Genomic DNA, 21,517 nt, shown 5'->3' with positions numbered 1-21,517 from the left:
ACCTTCATCGTTCGAGCAGCATCGCTTCAGATCGCTCTCCTACACGAGGTCTCCTCCACGTTCAGGACACACCGAAAATCTTGCCAGAGCCACATACAGGTGTACGCCGACAACGGTCACACCTACGGTGCTCCGAGTGCTTCGGCGAGTACGACGACGGTGGCACGCCTGGCGGGTTCGAGCGACATCGCCGCGTCGAGAAGGGCCGTCAGGTCGGGGTCCGTCCAGGGGCAGACGTCGGCCAGGGGGACGCGCCGTCGGCCGGTGGCGATGTCCTCCAGGACGTCGGCGGGCGTTGCTTCGGGGCCGGCCATGCGGGTGGTGGCGGGTGTGGTGCCGCTCCAGGCCCATCGGATGGCGGCGCCGAGGCTGTAGTTCTCGGCGGCGTCGGTGGGTTCGATGTGGACGTCGGGGGTGGTGTCCAGGAGTCGGCGGGCGATCTCGGGTGCGGTGGCCTGGTCACCGCCGCCGCGGTACGGGGCCTGCAGAGGCAACAGGCGGGGGTGGTGGGCGAGATCGTGGTCGATGAAGTCGACCGTCTTCTCGTCGGGGGAGATCAGGATGTTGTCCGGGTGGATGTCGCCGTGGTGCCACCCGGCGGCGTGCCAACGTTCCAGCGTGGTGAACGCCGCCGAGGTGACGGCCCGCAGGCGCCGGGCGAAGTCCGGGAACGCGCTGTTTTCGCGGGCGGGTAGGCACCATTCCCACAGGGTGGTGCCGGGCAGCCATCCGAAGGCCGCCCAGGCCCCCTCGGCGGTTTCGCCGTGGGCGACGGTCATCGGGGTCAGGTCGGCGTCGTGCAGGAGTGCGACGGCGTCTGCCTCGTGCAGCAGTGAGGCGACGTCGCCGGGCTCGGTGGCGGTCTTGATCTTCCATGCGGTGGTGCGCCATGCGGTGGTGTGATCGGGGCTCAGGGGCCGTGGGGGCTCGGTGACGCCGAGGGCGTCGAGCGCGGCGGCGAGGAGCGGGTCCATGCCTCACATCCTCGCGCGCGCGGGCGGTGTGGTGGGGCCGTGGACGAGAAGGCGGGCGATCTCGGCCGAGATCGGGAGATCCGTGGTCATCTCGATTGCGCCGAACTCGCCGACGACGTTCGTCTCCAGGTAGTGCCACACCAGGTGGCGATCGACGATGAAGTCGATCGCGCCGTAGGCGAGTCCGAGTTCCCGCACGTGCTCCACGCACGCCCGCTCGATCTTCTCCGGCACGGTGATCGGCTCGTGGCGACCCACCGGCGCGTCGCGGCAGTCGAGTCCGTCGTGTTCGATCGCGGCGGCGAAGACCCGGTCGCCGACCACGGTCACCCGCGCGTCGAACGCACGGTCCTGGACCAGGGCCTGGAGGTAGTGCACGGTCCCGGCGACGGCGGCCAGGTCGTCGCTCGCGCGGACCCGGGTGGTGGGGATGAACGTGGTGTGCCGCTGGGTCAAGGCTTTGACCACGACCACGACCACGACCACGTCGCGGTGCTCGGCGACGAACGCGCGGGCCGCGTCCGGATCCGACGTCAGCAACGTGTCGGGCACGGTGAACCCGACCCGGGCCGCGGCCGCGAGCTGCGTCGGCTTCAGCCGCGCGGCCGCCACGACGGTCGGATCGTCGACCCACACCTTCAACGGCGCGGCCCTGAGCAGACCCAGCAGCGCGACAGTGTTCTCGTCGGCACGCCACCGCTCGTCGGCGCCGGCGTGTGCCTCGGGCCGGGTGGGCTTGCGCCAGTACACCGAACACTCCTCGCCCAAGGCCACGGACCGCCCATCGTGACTCAGGACCGTCCCCCACCGCCCCCGGGCGAAGCGGCCGCTGACGCACAGGTCTTCGCCAAGCCGGCCGGGGTCCAGCCGCAGTACGACGGCGGCGTGGCCGCCGAGCCGGTCCACCACCAAGTCGGCGGTGAGATCGTCCTCGGCGGCCACGACCACGACCCCGGTTCGGGGGTCAGTCATCCTTCTTCAGCCCGGAAGGCTCCTGCGTCTGGGTGTAGTCGGCGATCAGGTCCGGCGCGGCCGCGCGGACCAGCAGCTCTCCGGACGCGACCACGTTCGCGCAGACTGCCGGGTCGTAGCGGTGCTCGGGCAGCGGCCGGCCGGTGCCGTCGGTGGCGGCGGCCCTGCGACCGAGGATCAACGGCTTGCTCATGATCTCTTGCCTCTCTTCCTCGATTTCCTGGTGCCCGCCCGGTGAGCGGGACCTGGTGGCGGTTCGGCCGGAAGCCGGAGCGTCCCGGCCGAACCGTCACTCCCGAGTGAACTCCCGCGTGCCCTGGGCGACCACGCCTCTGGCTTCCCGGGGCGTTAAGCGCGTTAATCGACGTCACACGTCGTGCTCTCCCAGGGGATGGCCGTCATGGCGGACGCAGGTCGCACGCCCAACGGATCGCTGCGGGCGCTGATCGCCGAGACCGGCTGTACGTACGAGGCGATCGCCCGCGCGGTGAACGCGGTCGGGGCCGAGGCGGGCATGCGTCTGCACTACACCCGGCCCTCGGTGGCGCAGTGGCTGGACGGCGCACGGCCGCGCGACCCGGTGCCGGTGTTACTGGCGGAGGCGTTGTCCCGCCGGTTGGGTAGGCCCGTGGTGGTGTCCGATATCGGCATGGCGCCCACCGGTGCCGGAAACGGGATCGGGCTCGCCTGGGATCTCGACCCCGCCGCCGTCCTCGCCGAACTCGGGAGCACCATGCAACGACGCACGCTGATCACCTCCGGCGCCTACTCCCTCGCCGCCGCCTGGGGATTGCCCGACTGGGAGGAGATCGCCGAACGCGGGGCATCGACCACCGGCGCGTCCGACCCGCGCATCGGAGCCGGCGACGTCGAAGCCGTCCGCGCCATGACCCGGGTGTTCACCGAGGTCGACGACATGCACGGCTCGGGAGCGGTCCGCGACACCGCTCTCGCCTACCTGACCCACGAGGTCGCCGCCGGCCTCAACGCCGACGCCACCGAAACGGTCCGTCGCGACCTGCACCGGGCCGCGTCCACCCTCGCGTACCTGTGCGGCTGGTACTTCTGGGATTCCGAGCAACACGTCGCCGCGCAAAGGCTGTACGGGCTCGCGCTGCGGCTCGCCGCCTCCGCGGACGACGGGTCCGCCTACGCCACCGTCCTACGCGGCATGGCCGTCCAGGCCCAAGGCCTCCACCACCACACCGCAGCCGTCCACCTCGCCGAGCAGGCCGTCACCGCCGCCGGCGGCATCACCGCGCAACCGCTGCACCGGGCGTTCGTCACCGCCTCGCTCGCCGCCGCGACCGGCGGTGCGCGCGACCGCCGCGCGGCACTGCGCAACCTCGCCGAAACCGAACGCGCCCTCGAACGCGCGGACCAGGACGCCGGCCCCAGCGGGGGCTTCCACGCCGCCTCTCTCGAACACACCGCCGCCCTGACCCATCGGGGCCTGGGAGACCTGAAGACCGCCGCGGCCGCCATGGCCCGCAGCAACCGAGCCCGCCCCGACCACGAACGACGCCACCGCGCGATCTCCTCGGGGATCCTCGCCGAGATGCTCCTCGACCTCGGACGCCTCGACGAGGCGTGCGCGACCTGGACCGTGCTCCTCGACGACCACACACACCTGCGCTGCGGGCAGGCCGACACCGCGATCGCCCTCATGCGCGCCCGACTCCGCCCCCACACCCGCATCCCCGCCGCCGCAGCACTCCTGGACCGGTCCGCCACCGACCACCTCCGCGGCACGTGACCGACCCTGTGCCTGCCTACGGAGACACCACAGGACGCCGGTCTCGCTGCGCCTGCGAGCAACGACACCCACCCCGCGTGTCCGACGGGGCAGCACGGAATGCCGCTCCCGTGGAAGGCCCGGTTTCAGGTCGCCGAGGTCACGTCTTGGGCTCGCCGCTCAACCGATCCCGGGTGGTTGGTCCGTGATCGATCCGGCTGCCGGACGCTGCGCAGTCGTGCCCGGGCGGCCGTTGCCGCAGGATCCGCGCCGACGAGGAGACTGCCAGGTGAACTGTGAACTACCGTGGGGTCGAGGAAGATCCACGTCGGAACAGCCGACAACAGGTGGCAAGATGCAACTGAACGAAAACGGTATTACCCGCTGGTAGAACCCCAGGTCATCCAGGGGTCGGCCCCGCGAACGCGGGGATGGTTCCGGCCCTATCCCAGTCGGGGCCATCGGGGCGAAGGTCGGCCCCGCGAACGCGGGGATGTTCCACCGGGCTGGACGTGTGGGAGGCCGCGAGGGTGTCGGCCCCGCGAACGCGGGGATGGTTCCGCGACTACGGCACCCCCGGCCAGTACGGCCTCGTCGGCCCCGCGAACGCGGGGATGGTTCGGCTTCACGGGCCTTCTTGTCGCCGGACGTCGTGTCGGCCCCGCGAACGCGGGGATGGTCCTCTGGTCGAAGTACCAAGCCTCGCTGGACGCCCGTCGGCCCCGCGTCCGCGGGGATGGTCCTGCTGAGGCCGCGCTCACCGCATTCCCCGGACAGTCGGCCCCGCGCCCGCGGGGATGGTCCTACATGGTGGGCAGAGTTCATCACCCACCCGATGTCGGCCCCGCGTCTGCGGGGATGGTCCTCGGAACGCGGCGACCGCGTCCGTTACGTCGTGGTCGGCCCCGCGAACGCGGGATGCTCCGGCGGAAGGCCCAGGGCCTTCACGTGTTCGAGGCCGCCCGCCGACGTGACCCAGGAACGGTCGACGCAGGCGGCCGCCAGTGATCCATCCGGAGGTCGATCACCAGGCAGCCCGGCCCTCGGCTGCCGCCTCCGCAAAGGCGGCGAGGAACGCCAGGAGAGACAAGGTGAACTACTGTGGAGTCGAGGCAGATCCGCTTCACGACGGGCAACAGGTGGCAAGATGCAACTAAATGAAAACGGCATTACCCGCCGGTAGAACCCCAGGTCATCCAGAGTCGGCCCCGCGTCCGCGGGGATGGTCCGGTGACCGACGACCCGGCATGCCGGGGATGCGGGTCGGCCCCGCGTCCGCGGGGATGGTCCTCGTGGCGGCCGGCCCCCCTTGTGTCGGTGTCGGTCGGCCCCGCGTCCGCGGGGATGGTCCCTGGCTCCGGCCGTACAGCGGGACTACACCGAGGTCGGCCCCGCGTCCGCGGGGATGGTCCCCGCCGCGGCCTGCTCACCACCTGCTCCCAGCCGTCGGCCCCGCGTCCGCGGGGATGGTCCTCGGATGCGGGTGATCACGAGGTGACTCCTTCGGTCGGCCCCGCGTCCGCGGGGATGGTCCGGCCTCACCGAGGCGAGCCTGGGCCGCAGGGTGGTCGGCCCCGCGTCCGCGGGGATGGTCCTGGCGGCACGCCACCACCCGCGCCGAGTGGACCGTCGGCCCCGCGTCCGCGGGGATGGTCCTCGTTCGAGGGCTGCCGCGTAGTCGGGCGAGAGGTCGGCCCCGCGTCCGCGGGGATGGTCCCGGGTTCACGGTGCCGTAGTCCAGGCCCACGCAGTCGGCCCCGCGTCCGCGGGGATGGTCCCCGGTGATCGAGGCCCACGGCATCGACGCCGCCGTCGGCCCCGCGTCCGCGGGGATGGTCCCCGGGCCTTGATCCGGTGCACCCCGGACCGGTTGTCGGCCCCGCGTCCGCGGGGATGGTCCCTCGACGATGACGGGGGTGTATCCCTGCCGGACGTCGGCCCCGCGTCCGCGGGGATGGTCCTTCGGATGGCCCGGAGGGTGACCTCGGCGTGTGGTCGGCCCCGCGTCCGCGGGGATGGTCCTCCGGCCGCCATTGCGGTGTTCACGGCGCGCTCGTCGGCCCCGCGTCCGCGGGGATGGTCCCGGCCGTGTCACGGGCACCGATGCGAGGTGCAGGTCGGCCCCGCGTCCGCGGGGATGGTCCCCGCGAGGACGAGACGTACAAGAACGACGAGTTGTCGGCCCCGCGAACGCGGGGATGCTCCAACGCTCTGGTTGATGCGGTCCTGAAGCGCGAAGTCGGCCCCGCGAACGCGGGGATGGTCCCGTGCTGTTCGGCCTGGACCTGGGATTGATGGGGTTGGCCCCGCATGCGCGGGGATGTTCCCGCCCCCGAGGTGGTGGCGAATCCCGGTCACCAGTCGGCCCCGCGCAGGCGGGCGGGGATGTTCTCGAGCGGCGGCCACGCCCCCGACATCGGCCCCGCGAACGCGGGGACCGGCCCGTGGCATTCCGAAGCACGCCATGCCTTGCCCGGTCGGCTCCGCGAACGCGCGGACGCTCCAGCGGTGTTGATTCGGCTCGTCGTGATGCGCCCAAGCGCACCGGGGGCACTTCACAATCCCCGGGCGCCCGTCCCGGCTGCGGCTTGACGACCGCCCTCAGAGATCCAAGCGCTGTTCGGTGGCGGTGGGATCGGACGCGGACCCGTATCGCAGAACGACGTGCGCCGGGCGGAAGGGCAGAGCGTGCAGCGCCGGTGCCATCACGGCGAAGAGCGCGTCGGCGTCGGGGCCGTACGCGTAGAGCACGACCTCGCCGCCTCCGAACTCGTGCCCGTCGAACTCGCCGACGCCAGCTCGGCCGATCGCCTCGGTCAACAGCGCCTCGGCCCGGCGGACGGCATCCCGTTGGTGCTGTGTGCCGAAGCGGTCTTCAGCCAACCGATATCTCGCGATGACCGCGTGCTCAACGTCGGCCTCGGCTCCTGCGCCGTCCGGATCCGTCATCCGGGAACGATCTCATCCCCGGCCGTCAGCAGGCCGGCCGGTCGACCCCGCGCAAGCGGGGTGGTTGGTCCCGCAGGCGGGAATGCTCCGGCGCAAGGCCCGGTTTCGGATGGCCGAGGTCATGGCCTCGGACTCACTGCTCGGTGCCCTTCCGGGTGAACTACCGTGGGGCCGAGGAGAATCCGCCCGTCTCGCGACAGCCGACAACAGGTGGCAAGATGCAACTGAACGAAATCGGTGTTACCCACTGGTAGAAGCCCAGGTCATCCAGGGGTCGGCCCCGCGTCCGCGGGGATGGTTCCAGCATGTTGAGCGCGGTTGCGCTCTCGGCCGCGTCGGCCCCGCGTCCGCGGGGATGGTCCCTCCCGGTCACAGAACGGGTGTTGACGCGTGGCGTCGGCCCCGCGTCCGCGGGGATGGTCCCCGGCTTTCGCAGTACGGGGGCGGCAGTGGTCAGTCGGCCCCGCGTCTGCGGGGATGTTGCCCTCGCGGTCGGCCCCGCGTGAGCGAGACGAGACTGCGGCGGCCTGGTCATGGGGGACGGGCGCCGGCCGACCGGTGTTCGACACGTTCGGCCTCGGCGTAGCCGTCGTCGGCACCCAGTCCGTCTGGTGCGGCGAACCCAGCAGCTCGTCGTGGCCGGTCCCCGGGGAGTGGCTGATCCCGAACGTACGTTGCGTTCGCGACGGTTTCCCGGGGTGCGGCCCGCGATCGGTGGTCGACTGCATGATGATGAGGGTCATGGGTCGGGAAGACAGTGACGAGGCGTACGTGATGGACCTGTGTGACGAGGTATTGGGTGAGGTGGGCGAGCGCCAACACACGTTCGACTGGTTGCGAGGAGACCCGGGGAAGTCGGGGCGTCGGGCGAAGAAGTTGCCCGTCGACGGCTACTGGAGCGAACATCGTGTGGTGGTGGAGTACCGGGAACTTCAACACGATCAGCCGACCGCGTTCTTCGACAAGCCGGATCGGCTCACGGTCAGCGGGGTGCACCGCGGGGAGCAACGGGCGCTGTACGACGCCCGCAGGGACACGCTGATACCGGCCAACGGACTGAGTCTCGTGGTGATCCGCCCGGCAGACCTCGCCGCCGGTACCAGAGGTCGACTGCGCCGACAGCGCGCAGCGGACCTTCCGGCCATCCGCAAGATTCTGCGGCGATACACCCAGTCCGCCTCCGACTCGACCGACCCGGCTGAGACCGCCGCCACCGAAAGCGAAACCTCCCCGCGAGAGCCCCGGCAGCGGCCCACACCCCCGAACACCACCGGAGCGTCGGGGTGACCCGGTGGACTGTGCCTGGTGCACGTACCGATCGAAGGACACTTCGCCTCGGTCCCCGAGGTCGCCGGTGACACTCGCCGACGCGGCCGGCGGACGGTGGGGCAAGAGGGCCACCTCGAGGACTTTGATCACGACATCGGTGGCCCCGGGTCGAACGCCGCTTCGCCGCACGGAGGGCAGTGCTCCGGTGAACTACCGTGGTCTCGGCGGAAATCCACCTCGCCGAAGACGACACATGGATGACAAGATGCAACCGAGCAGAAACGCTGTTACCGATTGGTAGAACCCCAGGTCATCCAGTGCCGGCCCCGCGATCGCGGGGATGGTCCCCGTCGTGATGCGAGGCCCACGCGCGACGTCGAGTCGGCCCCGCGTTCGCGGGGATGGTTCGGCGGAGACCGGCATTGTCGCGGCCGGGCGCGAGTCGGCCCCGCGAGCGCGGGGATGGTTCCGGCCGAACTGGCGACCAGGCTCCGCGCGCCCGGTCGGCCCCGCGAACGCGGGGATGGTTCTATCCGTGACCGTGCGTTCGGTGCTGATTTCGAGTCGGCCCCGCGAACGCGGGGATGGTTCCCAGCTCGCCCGGCACAGGACCGCACAGGCGCAGGTCGGCCCCGCGAACGCGGGGATGGTTCCGACTCGACAGGCCGCAGCGCCACCTTGTTGAGGTCGGCCCCGCGAACGCGGGGGTGAACTACCTTGGGGTCACAGGGAGATCCACTTCGCGGGAGTTGGCAACAGGTGGCAAAATGCAACTGACCGAAAACGGTATTATCCGCTGGTAGAACCCCAGGTCATCCACTGTCGGCCCCGCGAACGCGGGGATGCTCCCACGGGGTCGTACTGGTGTTCGGTGTCGGGTGTGTCGGCCCCGCGAACGCGGGGATGCTCCTCCGACAGGCGCGATGAAAACCGCATCCTTGTCGTCGGTCCCGCGAACGCGGGGATGGCCCCACGGCCGGTCGGCGATCTGATCCCGCCCGCGCGTCGGCCCCGCGTCCGCGGGGATGGCCCTCGGCGGGCTGACCGGCGGGAAGAAAGCGAACTGTCGGCCCCGCGATGGCCCCACCCAGTCGGGCTCGTCGTCGGCGACCGCCAGGTCGGCCCCGCGTCCGCGGGGATGGCCCGATGGTCCAGGCCCTCGTCCCGGTCGTCATCACGTCGGCCCCGCGTCCGCGGGGATGGCCCCTCGAACAGCCGACACGGCCAACTCGCCGAAAAGTCGGCCCCGCGTCCGCGGGGATGGCCCCAAGGTCATTTGGCTCGTGACGCTCGTCAGTGAGTCGGCCCCGCGTCTGCGGGGATGGTCCTGAAATCGGGCGCGGCTCGCGTTCTATTTCATGGGTCGGCCCCGCGTCCGCGGGGAGGGTTCCTCCCGCCTGGACACAGCGCTGATCGAGGCCGCGTCGGCCCCGCGAACGCGGGAAGTCCCCTACGGTTCAGTGCGGGACCCGTCGGCCTCGCATGCCTCTGAGATCCAGACTCACACGGCTCTCGATCTGGAATCGGCCCCGCACAAGCGAGTTCACGAGTCCGGTCTGTCCAAAGGTTCGGCCGTTGCCGGTTATTCCGCTCGCGGACGTGCATTGCCTGTCTCAAGCGGGCCGGTGTGGTCGGAGGTCGGCGTGAGGGGATTCCGCAGGCGTTGCCACGGCCGTACCGTGGACGCGTAAAGCTCTCGTCACCGACCGTAGCGAGCCGTCCGATCGTCGTGGCCCGATCCGGTGGCGGGAACGGACCAACATCGCCGAAGGGATCGTCGACGTGGGTGATCATTCGAGTCCCATACCGAGCGACGGCAACCAGCCCGGGAGGCCCGTGCCCCCGCCCATCCTCCCCGACAAGCCGCCGAACCCCGGCACCCCGAAGAAGGACAAATAGGTGACGAGTGAGACCACGGAGCGGGCCCCGGCGGGCCTGCTCCGTCTCGTGGAACGCGTGACCGGTCCCCTCCCGGGCCCGTGGCGCGACGCCTTCGAGCACGTACCCCGCGGCGCGTTCCTGCCCGACGTCGTCTGGGTGCGGCTGGTCGACGGCATGCCCGACCACGCGCCCGTCGACCGGACCGTCGACCCCGACCGCTGGGAACAGGTCGCCTGGTCCGACGTGCCCGCGGTGATCCAGGTCCGCGACGGCCACGAGGGCGAACCGGGCGAGCCCGCCTGGCCGTCCTCGTCCGTCTCCCAACCCTCGATCGTCGCGAGCACCCTCCTGACCCTGGACGTGTCAGAGGGACAGCGGGTCCTGGAGATCGGCACCGGCGGCGGCTGGAACGCGGGCCTGCTCGCGCACCGACTGGGCGACGCGAACGTCGTCACGATCGAAGTGGACCCGGGACTGGCCGCAGCCGCCCGAGGCCGACTCGAGGCCCTCGGACTGCATCCGACAGTCATCGCGGGCGATGGAGCGAAGGGGTGGGCGGAGCAGGCCCCGTACGACCGGATCCTCGGCACCTGCTCGGTGGCCCGCGTCCCGCCCGCATGGCTCGAACAACTGGCGCCCGGCGGCTCGATCGTCACACCCTGGACCACGGCATGGGCCACCTACGGAAACCTCGTCCTGACACCCCGCCGCGACGGCACCGCCCGCGGCCGGTTCGTCCACGGCGGCGCGTTCATGACGATGCGCGACCACCGCTCCGACATACGCGACGCCGCAGCCCTGACCCGACCCTCGGACAACCCCGACACCGGCACCACCCGGCTGTCGCCGTGGGACGTCGCGGGCGGAGACCGACACACCGAGGCCGTCATGGGCCTGATCCTGCCCGGCCTGCGCACCCACTGGAACGACGACCCACAGATGGGCGACGCCTTCCGGTCCCGACTGTGGATCCGGGACGACGCACTCACTTCCTGGGCCACGATCGACTACGACGGGCGCCAACTCGACACCTTCCACGTCCGCCAACACGGCTCCCGCCACCTGTGGGACGAGACCGAGGCGGCCTGGTCCTGGTGGACATCGGCCGGCCGCCCGGCCTTCGACGAATTCATGCTCACCATCGACCCGAACGGCAGGCAGACCGTTCGCTGCGGCAAAGCGGGCGGCTCTTTCTGGCCCGTCCCGCTCGCCACATGACCCCTCCGCCGCTCGATCCGCGGCACCGCACGCGCGGGGATGGTTCCGGGCGGATCAACGGCACTCACCCCGGGGGCAAGTCGGCCCCGTAAACCCGGAGATGCTCCGGCGGAGGGCCCGGGACCTTCACGTGTCCGAGGCCGATTCACACCCGCCGACGTGACCCCGGAACGGTCGACGCAGGCGGTCGAGTGATCCATCCGGCGGCCTGTCACGAGGCAGTCGGGCCCTCGGCCACCGCCTCCGCAAAGGCGGCGAGGAACGCCAGGAGAGAGGCCGCAAGGTGAACTACCGTGGAGTCGAGGCAGATCCGCTTCACGACGGGCGGCAACAGGTGGCAAGATGCAACTAAATGAAAACGGCGTTACCCACCGGTAGAACCCCAGGTCATCCAGTGTCGGCCCCGCGAACGCGGGGATGGTCCCACCGCCATCCGGCGCCCGGGCGCCCACGGGTTGTCGGCCCCGCGAACGCGGGGATGGTCCGGGAACGCACATGACGACTCTTGCCGACGTCACGTCGGCCCCGCGAACGCGGGGATGGTCCCCTGGAAGGCACACCGTGGACCTGAAACAAGGAGTCGGCCCCGCGAACGCGGGGATGGTCCCGTCGTCGCCCACATCGAGGAGTACCACCGCGTGTCGGCCCCGCGAACGCGGGGATGGTCCACTGGACCTGGTCTTCGCATCGCCCACCGGTCAGTCGGCCCCGCGAACGCGGGGATGGTCCCGACTTGGGGCCGCTGACCCAGTCCGGCGCGATGTCGGCCCCGCGAACGCGGGGATGGTCCGCTCACCCGTGGCGCTCCTCGGTCCCTGGGTCGGTCGGCCCCGCGAACGCGGGGATGGTCCTGCCCACGTGCGTGACCTGCTGGTCGCTGCGGGGTCGGCCCCGCGAACGCGGGGATGGTCCTACGTGGACCTGCACGTCATCGCGGCCCGGATCGTCGGCCCCGCGAACGCGGGGATGGTCCCTCGCCGATGGACCTGCTCGCCGCCGAGCTGGTCGTCGGCCCCGCGTCCGCGGGGATGGTCTCGGTCGTGGCGCAGCGCACCGCGGAGTCGGTGGGTCGGCCCCGCGTCCGCGGGGATGGTCCACTCCAGCCCATGAGGGCCTCCTTCGTGGTCGTGGTCGGCCCCGCGTCCGCGGGGGTGGTCCCCGGATACTCGCCCGCCGCGCGACCCGGGTCGCGTCGGCCCCGCGAACGCGGGGATGTGCCCGGTCTGTGGGTGCTGCCTCCGGGCCTCGTCGCGTCGGCCCCGCGAACGCGGGGATGGTCCCAGAGAGTTTGTTATGAACAAACCTCGGCGTGTGTCGGCCCCGCGAACGCTGGGATGAGCCTCCACGCTCGCGGACATGGAGCGCGGTTGTCTGGTTGGCCCAGCGAACGCCGGGATGAGCCCTCGACCTGGGGTAGTTCGAGGATCTGAATGCGGTTGGCCCCGCGAACGCGGGGATGCTCCGATGGCTGTCCCTGATTTCGATCTGCCGGGCCTGTTCCGAGGGACGCCTGGCGCGTACGTTGAGCAATGGTTCGTGTCGTTCCGTACATCCGTGCTCACCCAGGAGGCGCCGCGATGTTCGAGAATCCCGGTTCCCGGCGTCCCGGTCCGCGGCCGTGGGGGCTGAATCACCTCACCGCCCACGGTCCTGGTGCCACGGTGGATCTCCCGTACAGCAGCGTCGAGCTCGATCCGGTCACCCAGACCACGCGGTACCGCGACGTCGACGGGCGGATCGTGACGATGGGGGAGCATGCCAAGACCGCTCCGGCCACGCAGACCTCGGAGGCGACCGGTGGTTCGGACGGTCGGGATCCAGGGCAGGGCGGGGCGCCGGACCAGCGTCCCGTGACGAGGACCGACGAAGATTGAGCAAGGACGCGGGCGACCGGGTATCGCGGCCGGTCCTGGTGTGTGCCCCGCTCGGGGACCGCAGCGCGGACGCCGTGGTCGAGGAGTTGGGATGTCGCGGGGTGCCCGTGGCGCGGCTGGATCCCGGTGTGGATTTCCCCGGAGGGTTGACGGTGTCGGCGCGGTTCGACGCCGGCCACGGGCCGGTGGTGGCGGGTGTGCTGGAGACGGCGAGTCGCCGGGTGGTGCTGGACGACGTGCGGGCGGTCTATCACCGTCACGCGACGGACTACGGATCGGCGTTCGCGCATCTTCCGGTCCAGGACGCCCTGTTCGCGACCGCGCAGGCCCGCCACGGTGTGGGTGGTGTGCTGGCCGCGTTGTCGTGCCTGCAGGTCAACCATCCGCACGCGTCGAGCGCAGCCTCGTTCAAGCCGGTCGGCCTGGCCGCCGCCCTGCGCGTGGGTCTGACGATTCCCCCGACGCTGATCACCTCGGATCCCGACGCGGCCCGCGCGTTCGCGAAGCAACACGGGCCGATCATCTACAAAGTGCTGCGGACCGTACGCCATCACGACATGAGCGACCGGCCGTTGACGGTGTGGACCACGGCCGTCGACGCCAACGACATCGACGAGACGGTCGCCGGGACCGCCCACCTGTTCCAGGCACGCGTCGACTCCGTCGCCGACCTGCGGGTGACGTTCGTGGGCGGACGCATGTTCACCGCGCGCATCGACTCGGGTCTGCTCGACTGGCGCAGCGACTACCGCACACACCGCTACGGCGTCGTCGAACTCCCCGATTCGGTGGCGGCGGCCGTCACCCGCTACATGCGCGACCGGCACCTGTCCTACGGCGCCCTGGATCTGGCCCTGACCGCGTCCGGGGAGCACGTGTTCTACGAGTGCAATCCCATGGGGCAGTACGGGTGGATCGAGGCGTCGACGGGGATGCCGATCTCGGCGGCGATCGCCGACCTCCTCCAGAACGGATCCCCGACGTGAACCCTCCCTTCTCCCCAGAAACGACCCCGGACCGCGGCGCGTTGCGGCGGCGCCTCGCCGACCGGCTCGCCGCCGCCGGCGACCTCCGCAGTCCCCGGTGGCGCGCGGCGGTGGAGTCGGTGCCCCGGGAGGTGTTCGCGCCCGAGTGGTTCGAACGCGTGGACACCGAACACGGCACGATGTGGTCTCCCGTCCTCGGGGACGCCGCGACACCGGAACGGGTGTACGAGGACACCACACTGGTCACCCAACTCGACGACAAGGTCCGCCCCCGGGACGTGGCCGGGCCCGTGTTCGGGACGCCGTCCTCGTCCTCGACGCTGCCCGGCCTGGTCGTGGGGATGCTGGAGGACCTCCGTGTCGAGGACGGCGACCGCGTCCTGGAGATCGGCAGCGGCACCGGATACTCCACCGCCCTGCTCGCCCGGCGCCTGGGCGACGACCGCGTCACGTCGATCGAGGTCGATCCGGAAACCGCGCGACGGGCGGCCTCAGCCCTGAAAGCCACCGGCCTTGAGCCCCACCTGGTGGTGGGCGACGGCCTCGACGGCGTCCCGGACCGAGCCCCCTACGATCGACTGATCGCGACCTGCTCGGTACGCGAGATCCCACGCCCGTGGCTGGAACAGTCCCGGCCCGGCACGATCGTCCTCGCCAACCTCACCGGCTGGCTCTACGCGTTCGGCCAAACCCGCCTGACCGTCACCGAGCCCGGCCACGCCATCGGCGAATTCCTGCCCGGCACCGTCTCCTTCATGGTCGCCCGCCGCCACGCACCCCCCGGCCTCGACACCCGCGCGGCCCTGGCAGCCGACACCCCGGGCCGCCCCACCGACCTGGGACCCGCGATCCTGCGCGACTGGGCAGGCCGATTCGTCGTGCAAGGGGCGTTGCCGACCGCACAGCACGTCACCATGCAGGTGGGCAACGGCCCGTTTCTCGACCACCTCCTCGACGCCGACGGCTCCCACGCCACCCTGCTGCCCCAACAGGACGGCTCCTGGAACGTCCGCGAAGGAGGACCACGCCGCCTCTGGAACCTCGCCGAACAAGCCGTCACCTGCTGGCGCGCCCAAGGCGCGCCACCCGTCGACGCCTTCCGCATGTCGATCACCCCCGACCGACAGACGATCCACCTGCCCGACGACTCCCTCACCTGGGAGCTGCCTCACAGCTAGTTTCGATCGGCCCCGCCGCCGACTCCACAATCCGCATCCGCGAACGGAACACCGAAAGGAAGGTCGCAGGGTGAACTACCGTGGGGGCCAGGGCAATCCGTCGCGTGGGCGGCAACAGATAGGTGGCAAGATGCAACCGAATGAAAATAGTCTTACCGGCCGGTAGAAGCCCAGGTCACGCAGAGTCGGCCCCGCGAACGTGGGGATGTTCCCAGCGGCGCCACCTCGACCGGGACGCTCAACACGTCGGCCCCGCGAACGTGGGGATGTTCCCCCGGTAGGTGCCGGTCACGGGGCATCCACCCAGTCGGCCCCGCGAACGTGGGGATGTTCCGGCGGAAGGCCCAGGGCTTTCACGTGTTCGAGGCCCAATTCATACCCGACGACGTGCCCTGGAACGGTCGACACAGGTAGTCGCCTTTGATCCATCCGGCGGCCGATCACCAGGCAGCCTGGCCCTCGGTCACTGCCTCCGCAGAGGCGGCGAGGCACGTCAGGAGAGAGGCCTCGAGCAACTACCGTGGAGTCGAGGCAGATCCGCTTCACGACAGGCGGCAACAAGTGGCAAGATGCAACTAAATGAAAACGGCGTTACCCACCGGTAGAACCCCAGGTCATCCAGGGTCGGCCCCGCGAACGCGGGGATGAGCCTGGTCGCAAGGTCCCGTGTCGGGTGCGTGTCGGGTCGGCCCCGCGAACGCGGGGATGAGCCCAGCCCAGGCCGGACTGCCTCAAGCTCCGGGCCGTCGGCCCCGCGAACGCGGGGATGAGCCCGGCGCGTCCTCGTCAAGGACAAGCACAAGCATGTCGGCCCCGCGAACGCGGGGATGAGCCGATTCAGGGGATTTTGGTGATGCCGCCCGGCGAGTCGGCCCCGCGAACGCGGGGATGAGCCCGCCGGGGCGGACGGCTGCGAGCACCACGGCGCGTCGGCCCCGCGAACGCGGGGATGAGCCCTTCATCAACGACCTGTGGGGCGGCAAGGACATGTCGGCCCCGCGAACGCGGGGATGAGCCCGCGGTCCGCACGGACCGGCGGCGGTGGTGACGGTCGGCCCCGCGAACGCGGGGATGAGCCCGCCGAGGCGGCGCGGCGGTTGGCCGAGACGCAGTCGGCCCCGCGAACGCGGGGATGAGCCCGTGGTCACTGACTCCGTCGCCTTCCCAATCGAGTCGGCCCCGCGAACGCGGGGATGAGCCAACGGACGCCTCGCGTTTGACGAACTGCTCCGGGTCGGCCCCGCGAACGCGGGGATGTTCCCTCGACGTCCACGTCATCCAGGTCGACCGACACGTCGGCCCCGCGAGCGCGGGGATGTTCCCGGTCCCTTCAGGGCTTTCGGGGCCCACTCGGAGTCGGCCCCGCGAGCGCGGGGATGGTCCTGCCTTCGGTTCGTGGTGACCTGCGCGATCGCGGATCCGGGATGTGGCGACGAAAGCGGTTGAGCAGGCTTGGCCGGAGATCGCCGGGTCGGCCACCATCGGAATCGCCGGGGTGCACACTGGGTACGCGGGCATCAACGGCCGCCACGCGCACGACTCTTCGTCGACGACATTGCCCCACCCTGTCCGAGCCGCCCTGGGCCGCACCGGCGCGCCGCAGGGCCCCGCGGTCAGACCTGGACCCCGCGTTTCGGAAGGGAGCCGCATATGGACGACGGCCGCGCCCGAAAGGGCGATCTGACCACCGCCCTGCACCTGGACAGGACGGAGGCATGGGCGGAACTCGCGTCGCTCGCAGGCGACTTCGTCACCCCTGCGGCCGGCGACGTGGTCTGGACCCGGCCAGGACAAGCCGAGGACGGCGTCCTCACCCTCGCCTATCCGGACTACTCGGATCGGGTGAACCGCGCGGTGGAGCTGCTGTACGAGGTCGGCGCGGTCACCCCACGCGCAGACTGGACCGCCTCGCGCCGGCCCGACCACCGCAAGCCGGGCGGGCTCGCCCCCGACGAAGCCGTCCTCGCCGCCACGCAAGTGGTCCGCGGCGAACGCTTCTGCGACGGCAAGATCGGCACGGCCATCGCCGACGGGCTGTTCCACGCCGTGCTCGCCACCCTCGTCGAGACCCACCTCGCCCACCGGGGCGGTCCAGCGCCGGCGCCCCGGCGCGGGAAGGCCCCGGCGCGACACGTGTACGTCGGTGATCACCGACACCGGCAGGTCACCCACATCGCCCGCGACGGCCGCACCCGACTGATGTGGAACCAGGACACCCACGCCTTCGACGTCCAGGAACTCACCTGGACCACCACCGGATCCTGGAACAAGAAGCAGACCTACGAACAGGTCAAACACGGCTGGGACACAGCCGAGGACCCCGACCACCCCACAGAACACGACGATTCCTGACCCCGCCACGACACAACCCGTCTGCTCGAACGTGATGATTCGCCTTCGACGCGCGTCCGTCAAGCGGCTGATCCGGCAAGCCGGGAATGACAAATGCCGGGAAGAGGCCGCACGGTGAAATACCGTGGAGTCGAGGGAAATCCGCTTCACGACAGGCGACAACAGGCGGCAAGATGCAACTGAACGAAATCGGTGTTACCCACCGGTAGAACCCCAGGTCATCCAGGGTCGGCCCCGCGAAGGCGGGGATGGTCCCAGGTCTGGACAGTGCAGCACTCGCAGCCGTCGGTCGGCCCCGCGAAGGCGGGGATGGTCCGATGCTCAACCGCGTGTCGACGATCGAGGCATGGTCGGCCCCGCGAAGGCGGGGATGGTCCCTCCACCGCGACGGCGTCACACCGGCCGGCGCCGTCGGCCCCGCGAAGGCGGGGATGGTCCCCGCACGCGCTCCACCGCGAAGTGCAGGCGCCGGTCGGCCCCGCGAACGCGGGGATGGCCCAGGATCTTCGTGCCCGGAATGGCAGCGTCGGTGTCGGCTCCGTAGATCACGCAGGCTACGGACGCCTGGCTGACATTGGCCCGCGAACGGGGTGCTCTGGTCCCGATCCCGTGGTGGCCGTTCCTTGTCGCCGCCTCGGGGCGGCAGACTGTCGTCATGGACGAGAGGCGGCGAGAACACGAGGTCGGGCCCGCAGGGGGCGGCGGTGACGGCCGGATGTTGCGGGCGGTGGTGGACGGCGTGGTGGTGGTCCGGCCGGGCACGATCGACGGCGTCCGGGCGACGCTGAACCCCGACGAGCGGGCCGTGTTCGAGAAGGCCGTTGGTGAAGCCCCGGCCCACAGGCTCCAGTTCGTCGTGAAGGACTGGGCGTTCCGCGACACCCGCCTGGCCGCGGAGACCGACGAGGCCGTTGCTCGGGCGGTGGCGAGCGCAGCCGCGAACGAGGCCCGGGTGATCAACGGCGAGATCACCCTGGAGGAGCTCCACGCCGAGTACGCCGCCGCGGACGAGGCGCGGCGCCGAGCCGTCGAGCCGGAAGCGCGTCCCGACTGACACGGGAGACCGGCAATGGCCTACCGCGTGCGGTACAGCCCGCGGGCGGACCGGGAACGCGGCGCCCTGTCGCCGGGCGACAGGAACGAACTCGACACGGGCGTGCGGGCTTTGGCGAACGATCCCTACGGATACGGATCCAGCCCCACCTACGACAAGGACCGACGCGAGGTCACCATCGGCCGCTTCTTTGTCGGCTACCAGGTCTCACCCGGCGTCCTGGTCGTCGCCGTCGTCCAGATCGTGGGCCCATGGAGAAAGGGATGTGGCGTTCCCGTCGACGAGGTCCGCCCCGAACGCGGAGAGCGCCTGCGGGAAGACCGAACGGTTGTATCGCGCCAAGCAGCGATAGGTAGCGAGATGCAACTAAATGAAAACGGTGCTACTCACCGGGTGGATCCCAGATCAGCCAGTGTCGACCCCGCGAACGCGTTGAGGGTTCCGCACCGGCGTCGCCCACAGGTTCTTCGGACCTTGGCCTTCCTGGGTGAGCCGGACGGCGTCCACCATACGTCTGGTCAACGATCACGAGCCGCTGTCCGCGGTTTGAGGCTGAACCTACGGTGGACGCCTCTGTTTTCCGACCACAGCGGCACGCCGGAACGCAGCAGCGTCCACCCGTAGTATCGGCTCGGCATAAGCTCCCCTACGTTGAGCTGGCCCAGAAGACGCATAAGTTCCAGCGCTGTGGATCGACGTTCTTCCTGCCTCCTATGCACATCATCCTCGAAACCGAGACCGCGGGCTGTGGCGTCCTCGGTATCGAGTCTGGCCTGCTGATCCCTCCTCCTCTTGTTGGCTCGCGCTCGAATCATTTCGGGCATATCCCCCGGGCTTGGCAGTCGGGCCGAAATGCTCAGCTCACTCTGCTCTGCAACTGCCGGCAGGCTCGCACGCCGTTGCCGCATTTCAGTCATGTGCCGCTCGCTGGCCAGATAGCCGACCATGGGGGAAGGACAGAGGAATACCTGAAGGCGCCCATGACGCCCGAACTCGCAGTGCGCATAGTCGACAGCCTGCCCAGCCCACGCATGGTAAGACCCCAGATTCATGTCCTCCACGGGGCGCTTGAACTCCACCCCGAACGCTGGCTCTTCGTCGAACCAGGGCTCGGGATCACGTGGAACTAGAATCGCATCGATTCTCACGGGCTCGCACCCCCGGTACAATCCAGGCACTTGCTCCTGGATGTGGAACCACTTTTCGAGCACGCCCAGGACGTGTGTGCTGAGCTCCCGCTCGGTCTTGAAAGCTTCGGCCTTCGGGAATATCCAGTCCCCTGCGTAGTTCAGCATCGCGCCTCCCGGCAGCCGACCTACCCTCGATGCTGCCCTGTCTGGCTTCTCCGCAAGAGACCGATACGAGCCAAGATCAGGCCGGGTGCTGCCCGGCACCGGAGCTCAGCGAGGTCGGCACCTCCTCCACCGAGCCCCTCCCCCTCGCCGCCGTGAGCGCCAGTCCTCCCTACCACTCATCGGCGTCTCCGTACCTTCCGGGACACGTTCCGCAGGGATGTTCAGCGCTAGACCGACCATCCGTAGCGGGAGAAGGAGGGACCTCCACCGTGGTAGGCGACCAGTGCCTGCACGGAGGTCGGGAACGCGGGCTCGGGCAGCTGACCTGCAGCGACCCACCGGGCAGCCAGGTGCTTGTCCGGCTCGGTGTTGGTCAGTTCGCCGGACCACGTCTCGGTGGCGAAGACGAAGAGGACGAACTGCCCGGCCTGGTCCCAGCCCTGTTCGACGTGGATCACGTGGACGAGTACGAGATCTGCCGGATCGACGAGCAGACCGGTTTCCTCTTCGAGTTCACGAGCGGCGGCCTCGTCGAGGGCTTCGCCCGGCTCGGCCTTGCCGCCCGGGACCGTCCAGGCCGGCTGCGGCAACCAGTTTCGGGCGGCGTAGTGCACGGCGGCAATCGTGTCGGTGTCCTTGTCGTGGACGATCACGCAGACCGAATTGCGACTGTTCATAGCACTGTTGTTCGTCAAAGTACCCAGTCCTTGTCAAGCGCCACGGGTGTCAACGGCGAGGCAGGCGACTCAGGCCGACCCCGCGGCCGGGATGTGTGGGTCCTGCTCGGCAATCGAGCGGGAGGAGGTCGGCGTCGATGCGAGAGAAGACCAAGTCGGTCATTTGCTCCGGGGTCCCGATGCACCTGACGGGCGCCTGCGGGCGGTGTATGGCCCGGGGGTAGGTGGCCGGGTCGTAGTCGTTGGTGAGCGTGTAGGCGTGGAAGCCGTGCTCGCGCAGGTTGTCGATGATGCCGGTGGTGCTCTCGCCCTGCTTGGCCAGGAGTCTGGGGGTGACTTCCACGACCAGTTCCGCGTCCTCGCGCAGGCGCGGAAGCGCGGGCAGCAGTCCCCTGACCGCCGCCGCCTCGGCGCCCTCGACGTCGATCTTGATGACCCGGGCGGTGGAGAGCTCGGCCTGACTGAGCAGCTCCGCAAGTGGCGCGGTCGGCACGTGGAATGTGGTGTGGACGTGGCGGGGTCGAACCGCAGTGGTGTGGCCGAGGTTGGCCGGGTCCTCCAGGTAGAGGATCAGCGTGCCGGTGGTGTCGGAGGCGGCCGAGCGGACGCTGCGGATGTTCGTGCGGTGGTTGGTAGTGGCTGCGCCGACGAGGTCGTCGTGGAACTGCGGGGTGGGCTCGATGGCGACGACGTGGCCGGTCGGTCCGACTGCGTGGGAGGCAAGGAGGCTGAACGCACCGCGGTGGGCCCCGACGTCGACGAAGGTATCCCGCGGCCGCAGGCGGTCGCGCAGGAAGGCGCTCAGGTTCGGCTCCCACTCGCCGAAGAGGTAGTGGTAGCGCTGAATGACGTCGCTGGTGGTGACGGTGACCAGGTCACCCGAGCGCAACCGGGCGGTGGTGTGAAGGGGATGGGTTCGAAGGTGATCGTCGAGGAAACGGTCGACGAGCGGGCGCTTGCCGACTGTTCCGGGCGCGTGGCGGACGTAGGCCCGCACCAGGCGGGCGAGGGCGGCGGCGAGCACGCGTGTCTCCTTCGGGTGGTGGCGGGTTCGGAACGCGGTTCCCGGAGCCGGCCGTGGTGGCAGACTTGCCGGTGAACGC

16 protein-coding genes and 5 CRISPR repeat arrays are annotated in these 21,517 nt (G+C 70.3%); of the genes, 8 read left to right on the top strand and 8 right to left on the bottom strand.

All coding sequences use genetic code 11. The features are described 5' to 3' along the window. Positions 1–122: 122 nt before the first annotated feature. From ACZ4FV_RS34550 to ACZ4FV_RS34540, 3 genes are read right to left on the bottom strand one after another with little or no spacing between them, the layout of a single operon-like run. Positions 123–974, bottom strand: a complete 852-nt coding sequence (locus tag ACZ4FV_RS34550; protein ID WP_465324219.1) for a serine/threonine-protein kinase — start codon at positions 972–974, stop codon at positions 123–125. A gap of 3 nt (positions 975–977) precedes the next feature. After that, complete coding sequence (locus ACZ4FV_RS34545) at positions 978–1,946, bottom strand: MvdC/MvdD family ATP grasp protein (RefSeq protein WP_465324217.1); 969 nt, start codon at positions 1,944–1,946, stop codon at positions 978–980. Then, complete coding sequence (locus tag ACZ4FV_RS34540) at positions 1,939–2,139, bottom strand: hypothetical protein (RefSeq protein WP_465324215.1); 201 nt, start codon at positions 2,137–2,139, stop codon at positions 1,939–1,941. Before ACZ4FV_RS34540 ends, ACZ4FV_RS34545 begins: the two co-directional genes overlap by 8 nt. Before the next feature lie 207 nt (positions 2,140–2,346). Here ACZ4FV_RS34540 and ACZ4FV_RS34535 point away from each other — a divergent pair, with 207 nt between their 5' ends. Next, positions 2,347–3,702: a hypothetical protein gene (locus ACZ4FV_RS34535; RefSeq protein ID WP_465324213.1), complete on the top strand. Its 1,356-nt coding sequence runs from the start codon at positions 2,347–2,349 to the stop codon at positions 3,700–3,702. A 1,179-nt stretch (positions 3,703–4,881) separates the two neighbouring features. Beyond that, a CRISPR array of direct repeats spans positions 4,882–6,008; the repeat unit is 28 nt; unit sequence GTCGGCCCCGCGTCCGCGGGGATGGTCC. A 274-nt stretch (positions 6,009–6,282) separates the two neighbouring features. On the opposite strand, the gene ACZ4FV_RS34530 is transcribed toward ACZ4FV_RS34535, so the two are convergent. Continuing rightward, positions 6,283–6,630, bottom strand: a complete 348-nt coding sequence (locus tag ACZ4FV_RS34530) for a hypothetical protein (RefSeq protein ID WP_465324211.1) — start codon at positions 6,628–6,630, stop codon at positions 6,283–6,285. Positions 6,631–7,371: 741 nt separating this feature from the next. Here ACZ4FV_RS34530 and ACZ4FV_RS34525 point away from each other — a divergent pair. From ACZ4FV_RS34525 to ACZ4FV_RS34495, 7 genes are all read left to right on the top strand, one after another. After that, a complete protein-coding gene (locus ACZ4FV_RS34525; protein ID WP_465324210.1) occupies positions 7,372–7,917 on the top strand; it encodes a hypothetical protein in 546 nt (181 codons plus the stop codon). Between the two features lie 300 nt (positions 7,918–8,217). After that, positions 8,218–8,552: a CRISPR direct-repeat array (repeat unit 28 nt). A gap of 463 nt (positions 8,553–9,015) precedes the next feature. After that, positions 9,016–9,289: direct repeats of the CRISPR family, unit length 28 nt. Positions 9,290–9,798: 509 nt separating this feature from the next. Further along, positions 9,799–10,998 (top strand): methyltransferase domain-containing protein, encoded by a 1,200-nt coding sequence (locus ACZ4FV_RS34520; protein WP_465324208.1) that lies wholly within the window; start codon positions 9,799–9,801, stop codon positions 10,996–10,998. A 1,529-nt stretch (positions 10,999–12,527) separates the two neighbouring features. After that, entirely contained in the window at positions 12,528–12,872 is a 345-nt protein-coding gene (gene tgmA / locus ACZ4FV_RS34515; RefSeq protein WP_465324206.1) for a putative ATP-grasp-modified RiPP, read from the top strand. Further along, the gene (gene tgmB, locus ACZ4FV_RS34510) at positions 12,869–13,858 is read left to right on the top strand and encodes an ATP-grasp ribosomal peptide maturase (protein WP_402239514.1); all 990 of its coding nucleotides are present in this window, start codon (positions 12,869–12,871) and stop codon (positions 13,856–13,858) included. Before tgmA ends, tgmB begins: the two co-directional genes overlap by 4 nt. Further along, positions 13,855–15,036 carry an ATP-grasp peptide maturase system methyltransferase gene (tgmC, locus tag ACZ4FV_RS34505; RefSeq protein ID WP_465324204.1) on the top strand — a complete coding sequence of 394 codons (1,182 nt, stop codon included), beginning with the start codon at positions 13,855–13,857 and terminating at the stop codon, positions 15,034–15,036. Before tgmB ends, tgmC begins: the two co-directional genes overlap by 4 nt. A gap of 622 nt (positions 15,037–15,658) precedes the next feature. Further along, positions 15,659–16,420: a CRISPR direct-repeat array (repeat unit 29 nt; unit sequence GTCGGCCCCGCGAACGCGGGGATGAGCCC). A gap of 266 nt (positions 16,421–16,686) precedes the next feature. Further along, positions 16,687–17,388, top strand: a complete 702-nt coding sequence (locus tag ACZ4FV_RS34500; RefSeq protein ID WP_465324203.1) for a DUF6508 domain-containing protein — start codon at positions 16,687–16,689, stop codon at positions 17,386–17,388. A gap of 226 nt (positions 17,389–17,614) precedes the next feature. Next, positions 17,615–17,888: direct repeats of the CRISPR family, unit length 29 nt. A 155-nt stretch (positions 17,889–18,043) separates the two neighbouring features. Then, a complete protein-coding gene (locus ACZ4FV_RS34495) occupies positions 18,044–18,442 on the top strand; it encodes a hypothetical protein (protein WP_465324200.1) in 399 nt (132 codons plus the stop codon). Positions 18,443–18,649: 207 nt separating this feature from the next. Here the strand turns inward: ACZ4FV_RS34495 and ACZ4FV_RS34490 are convergent, their stop codons facing one another. The 4 genes from ACZ4FV_RS34490 to ACZ4FV_RS34475 form a co-directional block, all read right to left on the bottom strand. Beyond that, positions 18,650–18,784, bottom strand: coding sequence for a hypothetical protein (locus ACZ4FV_RS34490; protein ID WP_402239508.1), 135 nt, complete (start codon positions 18,782–18,784; stop codon positions 18,650–18,652). A 176-nt stretch (positions 18,785–18,960) separates the two neighbouring features. Continuing rightward, entirely contained in the window at positions 18,961–19,737 is a 777-nt protein-coding gene (locus ACZ4FV_RS34485; protein ID WP_402239506.1) for a hypothetical protein, read from the bottom strand. Positions 19,738–19,964: 227 nt separating this feature from the next. Then, positions 19,965–20,414 (bottom strand): NUDIX domain-containing protein, encoded by a 450-nt coding sequence (locus ACZ4FV_RS34480; RefSeq protein ID WP_465324197.1) that lies wholly within the window; start codon positions 20,412–20,414, stop codon positions 19,965–19,967. A 49-nt stretch (positions 20,415–20,463) separates the two neighbouring features. Continuing rightward, positions 20,464–21,438: an FkbM family methyltransferase gene (locus ACZ4FV_RS34475; protein ID WP_465324195.1), complete on the bottom strand. Its 975-nt coding sequence runs from the start codon at positions 21,436–21,438 to the stop codon at positions 20,464–20,466. Positions 21,439–21,517 lie beyond the last annotated feature (79 nt).

The organism is Embleya sp. NPDC025285, from assembly GCF_055558835.1.
This window is presented reverse-complemented; position numbering and strand designations above follow the sequence as displayed.

What these genes read in the sequence shown, in the direction of transcription:
- ACZ4FV_RS34485 (WP_402239506.1), bottom strand. Translation starts at nt 19,737, where the DNA reads ATGCTGAACTACGCAGGGGACTGGATATTCCCGAAGGCCGAAGCTTTC.
- ACZ4FV_RS34500 (WP_465324203.1), top strand. Translation starts at nt 16,687, where the DNA reads ATGGACGACGGCCGCGCCCGAAAGGGCGATCTGACCACCGCCCTGCAC.
- ACZ4FV_RS34525 (WP_465324210.1), top strand. Translation starts at nt 7,372, where the DNA reads ATGGGTCGGGAAGACAGTGACGAGGCGTACGTGATGGACCTGTGTGAC.
- ACZ4FV_RS34535 (WP_465324213.1), top strand. Translation starts at nt 2,347, where the DNA reads ATGGCGGACGCAGGTCGCACGCCCAACGGATCGCTGCGGGCGCTGATC.
- ACZ4FV_RS34545 (WP_465324217.1), bottom strand. Translation starts at nt 1,946, where the DNA reads ATGACTGACCCCCGAACCGGGGTCGTGGTCGTGGCCGCCGAGGACGAT.
- ACZ4FV_RS34495 (WP_465324200.1), top strand. Translation starts at nt 18,044, where the DNA reads ATGGACGAGAGGCGGCGAGAACACGAGGTCGGGCCCGCAGGGGGCGGC.
- tgmA (WP_465324206.1), top strand. Translation starts at nt 12,528, where the DNA reads ATGGTTCGTGTCGTTCCGTACATCCGTGCTCACCCAGGAGGCGCCGCG.
- ACZ4FV_RS34480 (WP_465324197.1), bottom strand. Translation starts at nt 20,414, where the DNA reads ATGAACAGTCGCAATTCGGTCTGCGTGATCGTCCACGACAAGGACACC.
- ACZ4FV_RS34540 (WP_465324215.1), bottom strand. Translation starts at nt 2,139, where the DNA reads ATGAGCAAGCCGTTGATCCTCGGTCGCAGGGCCGCCGCCACCGACGGC.
- ACZ4FV_RS34530 (WP_465324211.1), bottom strand. Translation starts at nt 6,630, where the DNA reads ATGACGGATCCGGACGGCGCAGGAGCCGAGGCCGACGTTGAGCACGCG.
- ACZ4FV_RS34550 (WP_465324219.1), bottom strand. Translation starts at nt 974, where the DNA reads ATGGACCCGCTCCTCGCCGCCGCGCTCGACGCCCTCGGCGTCACCGAG.